General features: G+C 64.0%; 14 protein-coding genes. 6 read left to right on the top strand and 8 right to left on the bottom strand.

Annotated elements, in window-relative coordinates; all coding sequences use genetic code 11:
• From SH809_01705 to SH809_01715, 3 genes are all read left to right on the top strand, one after another.
• Nucleotides 1–240: malonate transporter subunit MadL (locus SH809_01705; GenBank protein ID MDZ4698394.1), on the top strand; the 240-nt coding region annotated here is incomplete at its 5' end.
• Nucleotides 237–1,013 (top strand): malonate transporter subunit MadM, encoded by a 777-nt coding sequence (gene madM / locus SH809_01710; protein MDZ4698395.1) that lies wholly within the window; start codon nucleotides 237–239, stop codon nucleotides 1,011–1,013. The genes SH809_01705 and madM, both read left to right, overlap by 4 nt.
• 9 nt (nucleotides 1,014–1,022) lie before the next feature.
• Nucleotides 1,023–2,504, top strand: coding sequence for an acyl-CoA synthetase (locus tag SH809_01715; protein ID MDZ4698396.1), 1,482 nt, complete (start codon nucleotides 1,023–1,025; stop codon nucleotides 2,502–2,504).
• Here SH809_01715 and SH809_01720 read toward each other — a convergent pair.
• A complete protein-coding gene (locus SH809_01720) occupies nucleotides 2,493–3,812 on the bottom strand; it encodes a glycosyl transferase family 1 (protein MDZ4698397.1) in 1,320 nt (439 codons plus the stop codon). The two genes, SH809_01715 and SH809_01720, sit on opposite strands and share 12 nt — an antisense overlap.
• Nucleotides 3,813–3,899: 87 nt before the next feature.
• Here SH809_01720 and SH809_01725 point away from each other — a divergent pair, with 87 nt between their 5' ends.
• Nucleotides 3,900–4,541 (top strand): hypothetical protein, encoded by a 642-nt coding sequence (locus SH809_01725; GenBank protein MDZ4698398.1) that lies wholly within the window; start codon nucleotides 3,900–3,902, stop codon nucleotides 4,539–4,541.
• The gene (locus SH809_01730) at nucleotides 4,538–5,344 is read left to right on the top strand and encodes an alpha/beta hydrolase (GenBank protein MDZ4698399.1); all 807 of its coding nucleotides are present in this window, start codon (nucleotides 4,538–4,540) and stop codon (nucleotides 5,342–5,344) included. Before SH809_01725 ends, SH809_01730 begins: the two co-directional genes overlap by 4 nt.
• 123 nt (nucleotides 5,345–5,467) lie before the next feature.
• On the opposite strand, the gene SH809_01735 is transcribed toward SH809_01730, so the two are convergent.
• From SH809_01735 to SH809_01755, 5 genes are all read right to left on the bottom strand, one after another.
• On the bottom strand, nucleotides 5,468–6,535 hold the full coding sequence (locus tag SH809_01735; protein ID MDZ4698400.1) for an aminopeptidase P family protein: 1,068 nt from the start codon (nucleotides 6,533–6,535) through the stop codon (nucleotides 5,468–5,470).
• A gap of 168 nt (nucleotides 6,536–6,703) precedes the next feature.
• A complete protein-coding gene (gene guaB / locus SH809_01740; GenBank protein MDZ4698401.1) occupies nucleotides 6,704–8,212 on the bottom strand; it encodes an IMP dehydrogenase in 1,509 nt (502 codons plus the stop codon).
• A 4-nt stretch (nucleotides 8,213–8,216) separates the two neighbouring features.
• The gene (locus SH809_01745; protein MDZ4698402.1) at nucleotides 8,217–9,350 is read right to left on the bottom strand and encodes a pseudouridine synthase; all 1,134 of its coding nucleotides are present in this window, start codon (nucleotides 9,348–9,350) and stop codon (nucleotides 8,217–8,219) included.
• 256 nt (nucleotides 9,351–9,606) lie between these two features.
• The gene (locus tag SH809_01750) at nucleotides 9,607–12,216 is read right to left on the bottom strand and encodes an AsmA-like C-terminal region-containing protein (GenBank protein ID MDZ4698403.1); all 2,610 of its coding nucleotides are present in this window, start codon (nucleotides 12,214–12,216) and stop codon (nucleotides 9,607–9,609) included.
• Nucleotides 12,217–12,239: 23 nt separating this feature from the next.
• On the bottom strand, nucleotides 12,240–13,505 hold the full coding sequence (locus SH809_01755) for a VCBS repeat-containing protein (protein MDZ4698404.1): 1,266 nt from the start codon (nucleotides 13,503–13,505) through the stop codon (nucleotides 12,240–12,242).
• Nucleotides 13,506–13,632: 127 nt separating this feature from the next.
• Between SH809_01755 and SH809_01760 the strand changes: the two genes are divergently transcribed.
• Entirely contained in the window at nucleotides 13,633–14,661 is a 1,029-nt protein-coding gene (locus SH809_01760) for a Gfo/Idh/MocA family oxidoreductase (GenBank protein ID MDZ4698405.1), read from the top strand.
• 9 nt (nucleotides 14,662–14,670) lie between these two features.
• Here SH809_01760 and SH809_01765 read toward each other — a convergent pair whose 3' ends face one another.
• Nucleotides 14,671–15,909 (bottom strand): SpoIIE family protein phosphatase, encoded by a 1,239-nt coding sequence (locus SH809_01765; GenBank protein MDZ4698406.1) that lies wholly within the window; start codon nucleotides 15,907–15,909, stop codon nucleotides 14,671–14,673.
• Nucleotides 15,906–16,955, bottom strand: a 1,050-nt coding sequence (locus SH809_01770; protein MDZ4698407.1) for a DUF3131 domain-containing protein, incomplete at its 5' end; no start/stop codon positions are given. The genes SH809_01770 and SH809_01765, both read right to left, overlap by 4 nt.

Raw genomic sequence — 16,955 nt, forward strand, 5'->3', positions numbered from 1 at the left:
CTGAAGTCTGCCCGGCGATTGCGGCCGGCTACTGATGAAGGCGTCTTGTACTGGAGCGCCATCTACGTCCCGATCATCGTCGCCATGGCCGCCAGCCAGGATGTCGCCCGTGCCATGAGCGGCGGAGCGGCTGCGATCGTGGCCGGCGTGCTGGTGGTGGCCGTGGCGTTTGCCCTCGTGCCTGTGGTCGGCCGGATTGGCCGCCCCGCCCCCACTACAGAATCCGGGGAAGAAGCGTGACCGAATTACTGAACGAGTTGCAGTTGGCGCTGACGTCCTACGCGCTGGTGACGGCCTTCGCGTTGGTGGGGCTGACGGTGCTGGTTTCCTACTGGTTTTCCCGGAGATTTACCGCCGGCCGGGTGCATGGCTCCGCCATCGCCATCATGATCGGGCTGGCGATGGCGTATGTGGGCGGCGTGATGACGGGTGGGTCTAAAGGCGTGGCGGATTTTCCGATGCTGGCGGGAGTAGGCTTGATGGGCGGCGCCATGCTGCGGGACCTGGCCATCGTGGCGACGGCCTTCGGCGTCCGGATGGAGGAGTTCAGGTCGACCGGGCTGAGCGGGGTTGTGTCGCTGCTCGCCGGCATGGTGTCGGCCTTTATCATTGGCGGAATAGTGGCGTACGTCGCGGGGTATCGCGATGCGGTGAGTGTGACGACCATCGCGGCCGGCGCGGCGACGTTTATCGTGGGGCCTGTGACGGGATCGGCTCTCGGGGCATCGTCCGACGTGATCGCCCTCAGTATTGCCGTCGGACTCGTAAAGGCGGTTGTGGTGATGATCGGGACGCCATTCGTGGCGAAGTATATCGGGCTCGACAATCCCCGTTCCGCGCTGATCTTCGGCGGGCTGGTGGGCACGACGAGCGGAGTGGCCGGCGGGCTCGCCGCGACCGACGCGAAGTTGGTGCCCTACGGCGCCATGACGGCCACGTTTTACACCGGCATCGGGTGTTTACTCGGTCCGTCTCTCTTTTATATGGTGATCCGGGCGCTTCTCGGCCCATAGGCGACGACCATGAAGTTATTTCACCGCGCATCCACACATGGTGATCGTATCGCATTCCGCACGCCAGACGCGGATCGCACCTACGACGAACTCGTGATCGCAGCGGAAGAAATCGCGGCGATGCTGCTTAACGGCGATGCTGACCTCGCGGAGGCGCGTATCGCCTTCCTCGCGCCGGCGGGCTTCGACTACGCGGCGGCGCAATGGGGCATATGGCGCGCCGGCGGCGTCGCCGTGCCGCTGAGTCTGTCCGCGACCCCGCCCGAGCTGGCGTATACCCTGAGTGATTCTGGCGCCTCGGTCCTCCTGGCGTCCGCTTCCCACGCGGCGTCGCTTGTATCGGTGGCCGCGGCGGCCGGCATCCCGCTCCTCACCATCGAATCCGCCGCCGGCACGGTGCGTCGCGCGCTGCCGGCGCTCGGCCCGGAGCGCCGCGCGCTGATGCTCTACACGAGCGGGACGACAAACAAGCCCAAAGGGGTGCTCACCACCCACGCGAATGTGGAGGCGCAGATAACGACCCTGATCGAGGCGTGGCGCTGGCGCGCGGACGACCGGATCCCCCTCTTTCTCCCCCTGCACCACATCCACGGGATCATCAACGTCCAGTCATGCGCTTTGTGGGCCGGCGCCCTCATCGAACCCTTTCCGAAGTTTGATCTATCCACCCTCCTCCCCCGGGTGGCGGTGGGCGCCTACACCGTATTCATGGCGGTGCCGACGATCTATGTGAAGCTCATCGAACACCTGGATGCCCTGTCGGAAACGGAGCGTGGGCCCGTGGTGGCGGGCTTCGGGCGGATGCGGCTGATGGTGTCGGGCTCGGCGGCGTTGCCGGCGAGTGTACACGAAGCCTGGACGCGGCTCACCGGCCAGAAGCTGCTGGAGCGGTACGGGATGACCGAGATCGGGATGGGGCTGTCAAACCCGTACGAGGGTGAGCGCCGGCCCGGGATGGTGGGCCAGCCCCTGCCCGGTGTCGAAGTGCGGCTCAAGGCCGAAAACGGCGCGATCATCACTACCGAAGGCGAGCCCGGCGAGATCCTGGTGCGCGGGCCGTCGGTCTTCCAGTCCTACTGGAATCGCCCGGAGGCCACGGCCGAGTCGTTTGAGGAGGGCTGGTTTCGGACGGGCGACATGGCGGTGGTGGAGGACGGTTACTACCGGATCATGGGCCGGCTGTCGGTGGATATCATTAAAAGCGGCGGCTACAAGCTCTCGGCTCTGGAAATCGAGGCTGTCTTGTTGGAGCATCCGTCCATACGCGAATGCGCCGTGGTAGGCATTCCGGACGCCACCTGGGGCGAAGCGGTATCCGCCGCCGTCGTGCTGGCGCCGGGCGAATTGCTTACGCTGGAGGATTTGCGCGCCTGGTGTGGGGATCGGCTGTCGAGTTACAAACGGCCGAGCCGGCTGCTGGTCGTGGGTGATCTGCCCCGGAATGCGATGGGGAAGGTGACGAAGCCGGCGGTGGTGGCCTTATTCAGGTAAGCATAGGGAAGTGACCAGGTCATCCAGGTGTCCGGCGAGCGCTTCCGTGAGGCGCCGGCGTTCGTAGGGAGCGCGGGTGGTCGCATCCCCCTGTGGGAGCGTGCCATTCATCCAGCCGCGCACCAGCATCGCGATGGCCTCGGCGATGGCGGGCACATTTTCCGGATCGACGGTGAGGGCGGCCGCGTCGCGGCTCAGCACATCGCGCGCGGCGCCATCCGGCACGAGCCCGAGGATTGGCTTCCGGGTGCCGAGGTATTCGTAGAGCTTGCTGGTTGAAATCTGCGCCTGCCCGGGCCCGGACCCCACCGTGAGCCACAGGATATCGGCTGCCACCACATGGCGTATGGCCTCGGGGTGTGTTTTGTAGCCCGTGGCGGTGACGATGGGGCCAAGCCCGAGGGATGCGATGAGGGCCGGGACGTACGCCGGCAGCAGACCGACGAAGTAGGCCTCCACCACATCTCGCCATTCCGGATGCCGATCGAGGACCCGGGCCAGGGCCTGGAGAAAGAAGTCGGGCTTCTGCCTGTCATAAAACACGCCGCTATATACAAACCGGCATCGTCTGTCCGTTCGTGCGGCACCGTCCTCCGTTCCGTGAGGTGGGTGAAAATCAGCGGCGTCGAATCCCTGGGGGAGCACGGTGAAGGCTTCGGGCGTAACGACGCCGGCGTGTCGGCCAAGCATCGCCGCGCGGATACGGTCGTTGATCGTAAAGATCGCGCCGGCGGCGGTCAAAGCGCGGCGTTCGAGGTGGAGGTGAGCGGCGCGGTGAAGCGCGGTCGGGTACACATGCCGGGGGTTGCCGACCCAGTCATCCCTGAAATCCAATGCCAGGGGGAGATGTGCCTCGGCGGCCAGGCGCTGGCCTATGAGCGCGGCGGTGTAGGGTGGCGCCGTGGCCAGGATGGCATCGAACGGCCGTTCGGCGAGTACGGCCCTGCCGCGGCGGAGGGCGGCCGGCATCCACCCGATTTTGTTGTCCGGCACGAACAGCCAGTGGCTGAGTGCGGCCAGTTTTCGGCGGGAGGATTCAGCGGGCAGGGCGACCTGTCGGGACCTGCCAAAGAGGCGCGTTGGGTCCAGGCTGGTAGTTCGATGGATCGGGATGCCGCGCTGCATCAGTTCGTCGAGCAGCGAGGCGTCGTAGGCGAAGTAGCCGGCGGGGTCGATCGTGAGGACTTCCGGCTGCCAGCCGAATTCGGGCAGGTACTTGACGAATCGCGCGATGCGTTGCACGCCGCTGAGCCCCATCGGCGGGAAATAGTAGGCAACGATCAACACCCGGCGGTCGGCGCGCGGCATCAGGCGTGGGACATACGGTTGGAGAAGCAGGTTCGGGGCGTTAGTTTACGGAGGAACGGCAGGGATTGCTATCGCCACAGGGTTAATTTGGACAAGCACATGGAGAATATCGGGACGATCGTGCTCGCGACGGGCGCGCTGGGCGCCGCGGCATTTGGGATTGTAGAGGCGTTGAAGTGGACGCGGATGGTCGGGCTCATCGGCTACAGCCGGCTGGTCTATCTTCTGGGCCCGATCTGGGGGACGCTCGAGCGCGCCTACGGATCGGCGTACGAGGAAGTCCTCTCGGGCCAGTACCGCGGGGATCACCGCGAGTTGGTGCGCATGATCCGGCAGGGCGTACGGATAGGGCTCACGGCGGACAACGCGCCGCGCGTGGCCGGCTTCCTGGGAGTCGTGGAAGGGGCCGATCTGGCGCAGGCCGCGGCCCGCCTCGGGGACGCCGAGACGATGTCGAAGGAGCACCAGCTCGTGCTCGGACGGTATGAACTGGCCGTGGATGCCCGGATCGAGTCCGCTCTGGCGATGGCTCAGAGCCAGTACGCCGGCAAGATGCGGACGCTCGCTTCCTTCATCGCCCTCGGAATCGGCGGCGGAGTAGGTATCTACCTTTCCGAGCCATTTCTGGGGTTGATGATCGGGATCGCTGCTGTGCCGCTGGCGCCCATCGCCAAGGATCTGGTCAGCGCACTCCAGGCCGCCACGATGGCATTAAAGAGGCCCGTATGACGTATGTCCTGGATTTTCGAGGCGCGAACGTCGGCGGCCCCGTGTTGCCGGGCCAGCTGGTCGAGGGCCGGCTGAGCGCGTTGCAGATGGCCGGGGACGTGACCTTCCTGCTGCACGGGTTTAACGTGGATCGGGCAGAGGGGAAGGCGACGCTCAAGCGTTTCGCCGAACATCTGACGATGGTCCCCCATCACGCTCTGGTGGCTACGTTGTGGCCGGGCGACCACTGGGCCGGCGCCTTCAGTTATAGCGCCGAGGGGCGCGATGCGGATGACACGGCGCTGGAGCTGGCGAAGTTTATCTATACCTACTTACGCAAAAGCACCCGCGTGTCATTCGCCACGCACAGCCTGGGCGCTCGGGTGGCGTTGCAGGTGATTAAGCTCCTAAAACCGTACGGTTATACGTTTGCGCAGGCCTGCCTGATGGCGGCGGCCGTGGACGACTTTAGTCTTGGCGATCCATCGCAATTTCGCGATGCGGCACGCGGCGCGCAGCGGGTGGCGGTGCTCGCGTCGCGGCAGGATCTGGTGCTCAGATACGCCTATCCCGCCGGCGACCTGTTTCAGTCCTGGCGTTTCATGGGGCAGGAAAATTCGGGTCAGGCCCTGGGCTATCACGGCCCGCGGACGCGGGGCAGCCATGCGCCACCCGGCCAGGTGCTGCATACCCAGATTGCGGATCCCCGGAATGCCAGCCATAGCGATTATCTCCCCGGTCCCCGCGCCACCCCGAATCAGCGCGCGGCGATGCAATTTGTGAACGACGCGTTGTCGGGGCGGTCGTCACCCCGGTACCCGTGAAGTGGTTACAGGTTGGCAGGTTACAGGTTGGCAGGTTACGGGTTGGCAGGTTACAGGTTGGCAGGTTACAGGTTGGCAGGTTACGGGTTGGTAGGGCGGAGCGACATCCCTTCGTACCCAATATTACAATCGAATCAGCTGTTTCGGGCTATTGGCGAGGGACTCGGCGGACGTCGGCCCCAGGAGCGCCATATCTTCGATGCGGACGCCGAATCGGCCGGCGAGGTAGATGCCGGGCTCGATGGTGATGACGGCGCCTTCGGGCAGGACGTCCTCGGTCCGAAACGAGACGCTTGGCCATTCGTGGATCTGGAGGCCGACACCGTGGCCCAGGCTGTGGGCGAAGTGAGGTCCGTAGCCTCCCTCCGAGATCACTTCGCGGGCGATGGCGTCCAGCATTTTTCCGGTCATGCCCGCGTGGGCGGCCTCGAGGGCGCGAAGGTGTGCATCCAGGACGATATCGTAAACACGGACCGCCTCGTCCTCGGGTGTGCCGATCGCCACCGTGCGGGTCATGTCTGAGGCATAACCATCTACAAAACACCCCATATCCAGCACGACCAGATCCCCCACTTCCAGCGCTCGGCTGGTAGGCCGCGCGTGCGGCAGCGCGCCATTGGGACCAGACGCCACGATCGGTTCGAACGACATGGCCGAGGCGCCGCGTCGCAGGTGCTGGTAAACGATTTCGGCGGCGAGCTCGTGCTCCGTCATCCTTGGGGCGATAAAGGCCAGGATATCCTCAAAGACCGCATCCGTCACGGCCTGCGCGCGGCGTATGGCGCCAACCTCATCCGATGTTTTGACGGCCACTATGTTCTGAAGCAAGCCGGCCACGGGCACCCATTCGAGCCCCTTGAGGCCCTCCTGGAGCTGATCGAAGAGGTCGAGGGTGAGGTGATCGCTCTGCACGATGACCCGCGTGGCGCCGGCCAGGAGCGCGGCCCCGCTGGCGAAGTCGACCAGGCCGCGGGGGGCGATATGGACGGTGGCTCCGGCCACCTCACGGCTCACTTGTTCGGCGTATCGTCCGTCGGTGACAAAGTGCGCCGTGTCACGAAGGACGATGAGCAGCCCGTTGGAGCCCGTGAATCCGCAGGTCCAGCGGATATTGGGCAGGAACGTGATCAGGGCGGCGTCCGCGCCGTGGTCAGGAAAAAGTGAACGGATGGAGTCGAGACGTTCTTGCATGGTGGGAAGCGGTGATCACCGGCGCGGCCGGCGGAAAAAAAATCCGCCCGAAGGAAGTTGACTCCTACGGGCGGATTCCTGTTCATGGTTCACAAATCGTCGAGCATCGGGGGTGCCTCCGGTCGAAACCGGATAAATCCGCGAATTTCGTACGTTTTGCCCCACCTATCAAACGCGCGTGCTGTAGTTGGGGGCTTCTTTTGTGATGAGAACATCATGGGGATGGCTTTCACGCAAACCCGATGCCGTGATACGGATCATCTGAGCGCGTTCGTACATGTCCTGCAGCGTGGGACAACCACAATACCCCATGGCGGCGCGGAGGCCGCCGACCATCTGGTACACGACTTCGTTCAGCATGCCGCCGTACGGTACTCTCCCTTCGATACCCTCCGGAACCAGCTTCTTGATGTCGTCCTCGACATCCTGGAAATACCGGTCCTTGCTCCCGTCTTGCATGGCGCTGAGGGAGCCCATGCCGCGGTAGCTTTTGTATTTGCGTCCTTCGTAGAGGATGGTCTCGCCGGGGCTTTCTTCTACGCGGGCGAAGAGGCCGCCGATCATGACGCAGTTGGCGCCGGCGGCGATGGCCTTCGCGATGTCGCCTGTCTGCTTGATGCCCCCATCGGCGATGACCGGGATGCCGCGAGCCCGCGCGACGCGGGCACAGTCCATGATAGCCGTCAACTGCGGCACGCCGACGCCGGCGACGACGCGTGTGGTGCAGATCGACCCGGGCCCGATGCCCACCTTCACGGCCGCGACGCCGCGGTCGATGAGGTCCAGCGTAGCCTCGGCGGTGGCGACGTTGCCGGCGATGACCTCGAGGTCACCAAAGCGCGCCAGGATGGCCGAAACGGTGTTCAACACGTGCAACGAGTGCCCGTGGGCGGTATCCACAATGACGAAGTCGACCCCTGCCTCCTTCAGGGCGGCAACGCGCTCCATCACCCCGCTGGAGACCCCGACGGCGGCGCCCACGCGGAGCCGGCCGTGTTCGTCCTTGCAGGCGAAGGGAAACTGGCGCTTCTTCTCGATGTCCTTGAAGGTGATGAGCCCTTTCAAGTAGCCGTCGCGGTCGATGACGGGGAGCTTTTCGATTTTGTGTTGCTGGAGGAGCGCTTCGGCTTCTTCGAGTGTCGTGCCGGCGGGGGCTGTCACGAGGCCCTTGCGCGTCATCACGTCGGACAGGAGGATGCCTGGCTCGTGGACAAAGCGGAGGTCGCGGTTGGTCGCAATACCGACGAGGCGATTGCTGGCATCCACCACCGGGATGCCGCCGATCGAGTACCGCGCCATGAGGCTACGCGCGTTGGCGACAGTATCCTCGGGGTGCAGGGTGATCGGGTCGAGGATCATGCCGCTCTCGGAACGTTTCACGCGGCGCACCATCGCGGCCTGTTCGTCGATCGTCATGTTCTTGTGCAGCACCCCCACCCCACCTTCGCGCGCCATCGCGATGGCCATCTCGTGTTCGGTGACCGTGTCCATGGCCGCTGAGAGCAGCGGCACATTCAGGCGTATCTTTGGCGTGAGCTGGGTTTGTGTGTTGGCTTCGCGGGGCATGATATCCGATCGGCCGGGCACGAGCAGCACGTCGTCGTACGTCAGGCCGAAACCCCGGATTTTCGAGCCGGCAAGCGCGCCGTCTCCTTCTATTTCGAGGCGGTTATCCATGTCCTTATATCAGTTTGACGAGGCGTTTGAGTTTTTTGACTTCATGCGGCTGGAGCCGGCGCCACTTGCCACGGCGCACCCCGTCGGACGTAAGGCCGGCGTAGTTGACACGTTCCAGGTGTTCGACTTCGTGGCCCATCACTTCAAGCATCCGGCGAATCTGGCGATTGCGGCCTTCGTGGAGCCGGATGCCAATTTCGTGTTTGTTGTCCGGCGAGCTGTACCGCGCATCGTCCACCTGGGCGAGCCCATCGTCCAGCATCACGCCCGTGACGAGTTGTTCGAGCTGGTTGGGCTTGATGGCGGCGGTGGTGCGGACCGCGTACAGCTTGTCGATCTGGTAACTCGGGTGCATCAGGCGGTGGGCTAGTTCACCGTCGTTTGTGATCAGCAGCACGCCGACTGTATGCCGGTCGAGCCGACCAACGGGATAAAGATGGAGGGATTCTTTTTCGGGGATTTCGATCAGATCCATGACGGACGAACGGCCTTTTTCGTCCTGGTTCGTGGTGATGACGTTACCCGGTTTGTTGAGCAGGAAATAATCGAGCGCTCGGGGCGTCAGCCGCATGCCGTTAACTTCCACGGTGTCGCCGGGGTTGACACGGACGCCCATCTCGGTGGTCACCACGCCGTTGAGCAGGACCCTGCCTTCGAGGATGAGTTCGTCGGCCTTGCGGCGGGAGCAGATGCCGGCCTGGGCGATATACCGGTTCAGGCGGATCGGCTCGAGCGGATTTTCAGGGGGGGGCGGCGCGGCGATCGTCCGTCCACCCTTCCGCTGGGAGGGGTCGGGGGATCCACCGCCAGGCTTCCGTTTGGGCCGGTAGCCGTCCGTACGACGCGGCGTGTCGGACGCAGGAGCACCCGACGGCCGTCCGCCGAAGCTACGTCGGGGGGTTTCTGATGCTGGAGGACCGGACGGGCGACCGCCGGAGCCGCGTCGGGGAGTCTCCGGGGAACTGGAGCCCGCCGGTCGCTCGCCACGGCCCGAGCCACGTCGAGGTGTTTCGGAGGACGAAGAACCCGATGGCCGGCCGCCACTACGGGGGTTGGTGCCGGCCTTGATGATCCCACGGTGGGGCTTCTCATCGGCGTCGTCGGAACGACGTTTTCGGGGCGAGGGCGGTGTCTTCAAGGCGTGGCCTGGATACAGGTTGGCTAGATACAAAAAAGGGCACAGCGTTTATGAGCTGCGCCTTTCGACGTGAAATCAGGCCGCACGATGATCGTTGTTGGCGGCGGGAGGTCGCGGGTCGACGGTGCATGCAAGGTCGGCGGGGTGGATCACCAACGGGCGTGCGCCCAAATATACAACCCCCCGGGTTTTAAGACACGGCGCGAATTGCAAAAAGTTCGTGGAGCCCTCCCTGGCCGCGGGCCGGGGGCTGATTTCAGTCGTTCTTTTTCCGGTTCAGCAACCCTTTGAGGCGGTCCTTTACCAGGTCCTCCCCCTTACTCTTGAGGCTGTCGACAGCTGGAACGGCAATGGGCGAGCCGGCGGCCGTGCTGTCGCCTTTGACCAGGTTTTCGAGGCGGGAGCGGGCTTCCTGCTCCAGCGCATCTTTCTGGGCCCGGGCGAGAGAATCGAGCCGGGCCTGGGCTTCCTGGCGAACGCCAGTGACGAGCGCCGAGGCATGTGCTTTGAGCCGTGTTTTCATCATGTCTGTATTCAACCGAATGGCCGGTTTGCCGAACGCCCCCTGCGCCAGCAGGTCCAGGACGATGCGGCCGGTCGCCGGGTCGACCAGGGCGGCGTTGACGACGCCAGCGAGCGGCCTAAGCGTCGCGCCCACCGGGGCGGCAAGCAGCGCGTCCGATGCGGAGGCCGGTAGGATGAGGCGGAGCGTGTAATCGATCTGGTCATCGAGGCCCTGGCTGCCGTTGAGCTGCATCGTATAAGGGCCGGCATTCAGGTTCAGGTCGCGGATATCCAGCCGCTCGCCGGCGACGGAAAACGACTGCGACCAATCGTTGAGCTTCAACGACCGGAGTTCCGCCAGACCGGTATAGACACTCAGCTCCTCCAGGATGGGCAGACCGGTAAGGCTTCCTTCGCGGGCGCCGAAGAGGCCGGATGCCTGAACGGTTTCGAGTTGCGGATTGAGAAGGGAGTCCATTCGTAGCGAAAAGCGCGCTTCGCTGTCGAACAAGCCTTCGAAGAAGCCGGCCAGCTTGGCGAAGCGGTTGATGGTCTCCATGGTGGTGAAGAAGCGCTCGGCCACAAGTCCGTCAACGGCGATGGCGCCCTCGGTGGTGGGATTCAACGGGTCCTGGGTGCTGAAGCTCATCCGTCCGGTCAACTGGCCGTCGAACATCGCGGCGCTCATGTCGCTCATCGTCAGGATGTCGTCTTCGAGATGGATGACGGCGCGAGCGCCGGCGAGTTCGATGCCGCTATAAACCAGCCGATCGGCCGTATACGTCACATCCATGAGGAGGTCCGGCAGATCAAGCGGCTCGGTGTCCGTGGTATCTTCCGGGATGAGTTCGTCGGCGAAGAGCAGGTTGCTGTGCATCTGTCCGGTGAACGCCGGCGACGGCGCATCCGGGGCGGACGAGGCAAAGCTCATGTAGTTCGTGACGGCGCCGCTGAGCGTGGCGTCCGTCTGCCCGGCGCGAAGGGCGAATTGTTCGAGGCGGATGACCGCTCGATCCAGACGAATGACCCCGTCCAGCGCGTCAATCGACTGGGGAAGATCGGGGGAGGTGTAGCGGACCCCTTTCAGTTCGGCCGTTCCTTCTGCTTCCAGGGCCTGTGGGTTGTCGACGGGTCCTTGTACCCGGGCGTCCACTTCGATGGCGCCGGCGAGCGTGGTGCCGGAATCCAGCGGGTAGAACCGGGGGATCGTGGACAGGTCCGCGTTCATCGCGAACGTCGCATCAACCGTGGTCGGAGGACCATTGACGACACGGCCTGTGGCGGCGAGCGTATTTCCCGCGGCTGCGGCGGAAAAGCGCGTGATGTCGACTTGCTCGTCGGTGATCCGGGCGTCGAGGGCCAGATCCGTGATGGCTTCCGGGAGATCGGCATACTGGATAAAGCCGTCCTGGATGCCGATACGGGCATCGAGAGCGGGCATTACATCCTCCCCATACTCCCCTTTGATCGTGGCGGCCAGCGAGAAGGCGCCCCGGGCTTCGAGGCCGTCGAGTTCCTTCACGAGCCCACGTGGGAGTAGCGACAGGAAGCCCTGGACGGTGCCGTCGGGGGCGTCGATGGAGAGGTCGATGGCCATGCGCTCCTGGCCCCAGCCGGCTACTTCGCCGGCCAGCGCGATATCCAGGTTTTCGGCGCGGAGGCGTGTTGAGCCCAGGCGGAGGGTTTCGGCGGTAAGGTCCGCCACGGCGTCCACATCCAGGCGAAGGTCCCATTCACTGGCGTACACGAGGCCGCCCGATTCATACGTGAGGCCGGCGGCTTCGGCATAGCCGGACAGCGCCATGGTTTCGTCGATGGTGGCGCGGAGTTCGGCGTCGAGGTCGGCGATGGCGAACAGGGTGCCCGTTTCATCGGCATACGCAAACACGCCGTCGCGCACGGAGATGTAATCGAGCTGGATGGAGCCGAACGCGGAGCTGTCTGCCGGGGCATTGTCCGCATCCCCGCCCAGGCCGTCGAGTGTCGTGCGCCCTTCCCCGATGGGCTCGATGAGGATGCGGGGGCCGATAAGTTCGATGGCCGAGATCCGTAGTTCGTCACCAAACAGAGACGACAGCGGCGCGGCCACCCAGAAGCCATCGATCGAAGCGAGATCGGGCCCGTCCGGGGTGTGGATGGTGAGGCCTTCGGCGCCGAAGCCCACGTTTGGGAAGGTGCGGAAGAGGCTGAGGTGCACCGATTCGAGCGTGACATCGCGTGCGAGGGCCGATTCGAGCGCCGGCTCGATCAGCCCGCGTAACCGGGCGTCGTTCAGGTACAGGTAGAGGCCGGCCACAGCCGTCACCAGCAACGCGGCGACGACAATGACCGGAATGAGGACAAACTTTTTAAGCGGAGTCATCGGGCGGCATATTGTCCACCGCGTCAGTCTCCCTCCGTTCGCGCCGGTTGGGCGGCCTCCCAGGCCTTACGCGAAACGACCTCGCGGCGGTGTGTGTAGTAGGACAGGCCTTTTTTATTGCCGACCACGATATCAGGTAAGCCATCCCCGTTATAATCCTTGACGATCAACTGCGTCCCAACTCCCACCTCGTCGCCGATAAAGTAGGGCGTGAAGTGGGCACCTTGATCGGCCGGCCTACTCAGCTTAAACCAGTAGAGTACCGACGGTTCCATTTCGCCGGCGTCCCGGCCCATGTGCGCCCAGTAGCGCTTTCCGGTGATCATGTCCTTCAGCCCATCGCCATCCATATCCACCAACTCCATGGCATGTAGACCCGAGAAGGCGACGCCGTAGGGGTTTTCCGAGGGCGCCTCTCCCATGATTTGGTGTCGGGTGAAGGTGATGCCGCCATCCGCGCCGGCGATCTGTTCGTACCACAGCAAGCCGAAGCCATGCGCCCGGTTGCTTGTGATCACATCGTTATCGCCATCGCCATCGACATCATACGCGTGCATGTGCGAGCCGCCTTCGGCAAACGTGTAGTCATGCCGGATCCAGAGGGGTTTGCCTTCGAGACTCGGCGGTTGCTGGAACCATCCGCCGGCTTCCATGACGTCCGTCTTTCCGTCGCCGTCCACATCGCCGACGCCCATCCCGTGGGTAAAGCGTTGGAGGCCATTGTCCTCGGCGATCGGCGTGAACACCCACGGGCGTTCCGGGAAATCCCAGTCGGGCTCTGCGTAACCGTACCGTCCCCCAGAGACACAGACCAGCTCTGGCTTGCCGTCGCCGGTGATGTCCGTAAAGGTTGGCGACTCATTACTCGTCTCCTCAAACACCTTGTGTTTTTCCCAGATCGTGTCCACCGTGCCCGGGTTACGGTACCAGGCGGATTCCTGGCCGGGGAATCCAATGTAGAAGATGTCGTTGCGTCCGTCCGCGTCAAAGTCGTACACAAACGCGAAGAAGTTATCCGAGTAGACTTCGATGGAAAAGGGCGCCGGCTCGTAGATCGTGTGCCGATTGATGAAATCCGGTCCTTCGAACCAGAAGGGCCCAGAAAGGAGGTCCATGACACCATCACCCGAGATATCGCCAAACGTGGCCCCCTCGCTGTAGAAGGTGTCGGAGAGCCGGGCGTGGTCGAACCGGTGGACCACATGGTCGTCTCTCATGAAGATGACGGCGGCGGCGGCGATGCTCCCGAGTAGCGGAAGAGAGAAAAGTAGTGGGTAGCGCTTGAACATGGGTGGCCTCGTTTGGTGATTGCGCGGCGCGTAGGGAGGGTAAAGTAAGCGAAACCTGCGAAACAAGAAACGGGGCTGTATATTGCGGCGAGATCCCCGACCCACTCGGACCCTCCGGACTTGTGTTATGCATCGCATCGCCATCGTCGGCGCCGGCATGATTGCCGAGTATCATCGTGGCGCCGTTGAGGCGAACGCCGCACACGGGGCCGAACTGGCGGCCATGGTCCACCACGACCCGGCTCAATTCGCCCGCATCGAAGCCGCTTTCGGCGCCCCATGCCGCTTGTTGGACGACGTACTCGCGGATCCGACGATCGGTATCGTCACGCTCTGCACGCCAAGTGGGCAACACGCCTTTCAGGCGCAGGCCTGCGTCGAGGCGGGCAAACACGTGCTCGTGGAGAAGCCCATGGCGCTATCGCTCACGTCGGCGGATGCGCTGATCGAGGCGGCGGAGGCCCGGGGCGTCCGCCTCGCCGTGGCGCTGCAGCGGCGGGTGGATCCGCTGTTTCGGCGAATAAAGCAGGCGATCGACGCCGGCGACCTCGGGGCGCTCACGCTCGCCGCCGTTACGCTCCCCTACTTCCGGGGCCAGGCGTATTACGATCAAGCCGCTTGGCGCGGCACCTGGGCCCTCGATGGCGGCGGCGTACTGATGAACCAGGGCATCCACATCGTCGATCTGCTCGTGTGGTTCATGGGCGATCCGGTTTCGATCCAGGCCGAGGCCCGGACGCTGCACCGGGACATTGAAGTGGAAGATGTGGCCTCGGCTATCCTGCGGTTTGAAAACGGAGCGCTCGCCACCCTGGCGGCGACTACGACGGCCGGCGCCGGCTTCCCCCATCGTCTCGAGATCTACGGCACCAACGGCGGCATCCAGGTCGAGGGTGAAGGCGTGGTCCGCTGGAGCCTGGCCGACCCGGCATCGGCCCGGGTGGAGCCGCCAGACCTTTCGAGCGGCGCCTCGATGAGTACCTCGGCCGGCGCCGGCGGCGATCCCCGAGCCATCACGACGGCCGGCCACACGGCGATCCTCGCGGATCTGATCGCGGCAATCGAGGAGGGCCGAAATCCGCACATCGACGGGCGTGAGGGCCGGCGCAGCCTGGCGGTCATCCTGGGAATATATGAGGCCGCGGGGTTGATCTGATTTTACACGTTAACCGTTGATGCGTTTAGAAGCTGTTGGGATTTCAGCCTCCGGACTCACTGCGCGTTCGATCACCAGCAGCGACACATCGTCGGTGTAGCGGGCCCCGGGGGTCCACGACTCCAGGATGGCTTCAAGCCGGGCGAGGCTTTCGGTGATGGGCAGGGCGCGGGTATCGGCGAAGTGTCGGGCGATACGTTCTGGCGTGAACATGTCGCCGGCGGCATTTTCGCACTCCGAGGCGCCGTCTGAATACAGAATGAGGCGTCCGCCCGGGGGCAATTCCAGGTCGTAGGTCTCGAACTCAATATCCGGCACCCAGCCGATGGGTAGCCCGCCCTCCCCGATCAGTCGCGTGGATCCATCGCGCTGGACGAGGATCGGCGGTGGGTGGCCGGCCTGGCCAAGGTTGATGCGTCCGGTGAGTCGGGATATGGTGCCGTAGACCATCGTAAAATATTGCGACGTATCGACACTCTGGAACCGGTCGTTGAGCGACTGGAGGACACATTGCGCCGGCTGGGCGACCGTCATACGGTCGTCCAGCAACGGACGTGCATCCATGGGCGAGGTGAGCATCTTGGTGACACTCACCGTCAATAACGCGGAGCGGATTCCATGGCCTACAACATCGAACAGGTAAAACACCAACGTCTCGGCATCGCGGGCAAAGACGTTGAGCATATCCCCGGCGACGATCGAGTGCGGCCGGTAGAGCCAGGAGGCGGTGTAGTCCCCCGATGTAAAGAGTGGCGGCGGGAGGAGGGTATGTTGCAGTTCCGCGCCGGCCTCCAGATCCCGGTGCATCGAAGCGCGCGCTTCGTGCAGCTCGAGGTTCATTTCTAACAGTGTTTCACTTCGCCGCGCCAGCTCGTGCTCGAGCCGGATGATCCGTTCGCCGGCCCGGATACGGGCGTGCAAGATGGGAAAATGGATCGGTTTGGAGATGAAATCGTCCGCGCCGGCGTCAAAGGCGGCTAAGACATTTTCGTTTTCCGAGCGGGAGCTAATGAGGATCGTGTAGATATAGAGGCCGGCGTCCATCGAGCGCACGAGCCGGCACAGGTCGAGGCCGTCGATCTCGGGCATGATCCAGTCCGTGATCAAGATTTCAAACGGCTCCTGCAAGATGGCCTCCCAGGCATGCCATCCATCCTCCACGGCCACGACCGAGTGGCCCTGCCCCGTCAACTCGTGCTCCAGGAGTGTGCGGAGGATCGGGTCGTCATCTGCGATGAGAATCTTCATTCGAACGGTGTTTCACGCCGCTCGCTGAGGTAGTCGGTCGGGACCTCGCCGAGCAAATTCAGCAGCGGTCCGCGCTGCACATAGTGGATGGCCGTTAGGATGAGGGCGTTGGTGTGGGCCGTGTGCGATTCCACCGGGGCGCTGTCGCGGAGGTAGTAGCCGGTGCGCCATCCCTTGCGCGGATCGAGCGCCCGCACCGCCTCGGTGCGCAGCACTTCCGCGTAATCGGTTTCGAAGAGCGCCGCCCAGCCGATGGCCGCGCCGGCGCTGAAGAAAGAGGCGTCGTGCCGGGGCGCGCCGTCGTCGTTTACGCAACGCCAGCTGCGGTTATCGATGATGAGTGCGCAATGCACGCGGCCGGCTGGTGCTTCCAGGTAGCCGGTGCCGGCGGCCGTAGGCTCCCCGATCGATGCGAAGCGCTGTCGTTGCACGCGAAAGACCTGATAGGCCATGGGGAGTGTCTCCCGGCTCCAGCCGAGTTCGAGGCCGTGGGCGATGTAGGGATCGCTCGTGACCAGGCTCAACCCTTCGATTGGGAATGATGGGCGGGTGTCGATGGCCAGTTCGACGCCGTCGATATGGGTGAGTTGGATGTGTGATCGTCCTTCCCCGGAGCGGTGTGTTTCCAGGTTGTAGAGCGCCATTACGCGGGCCGCGTATTCTTCGTATCCGAGCCGGCCCTCCCGATGCAATACCACGCGGCCCGTGCGGCTGAGGTGAGCGCCCTGCATCTGGCCGCCCTCGACCAGGAGGTGGAGCTGCCAGCGGCTGACGATGTCGCGCACCTGGGGCGTGAAGTAGGGATATTCCCAGCAGATAATTTTGAAGGCGAGCAACATCCGGCTAATAGCGACGGCGGACCAGCCGGCGCCGACGACATCGACCTCTCCATCCCGCCCGATCATACCCAGCTTTTGGAGGTCATACGTGTGGTTTGGAAGCGCGTCGTCGAAGAGTGGCAGCCGAGAGAGTGTGTCGAATAACCGGCTCATGCGCTCGTTGAACGCGCCTATTTCGATGATACCGAGGCGATGCGCGGCGACCGA

The organism is Rhodothermales bacterium (assembly GCA_034439735.1).
Taxonomy (GTDB): Bacteria; Bacteroidota; Rhodothermia; order Rhodothermales; family JAHQVL01; genus JAWKNW01.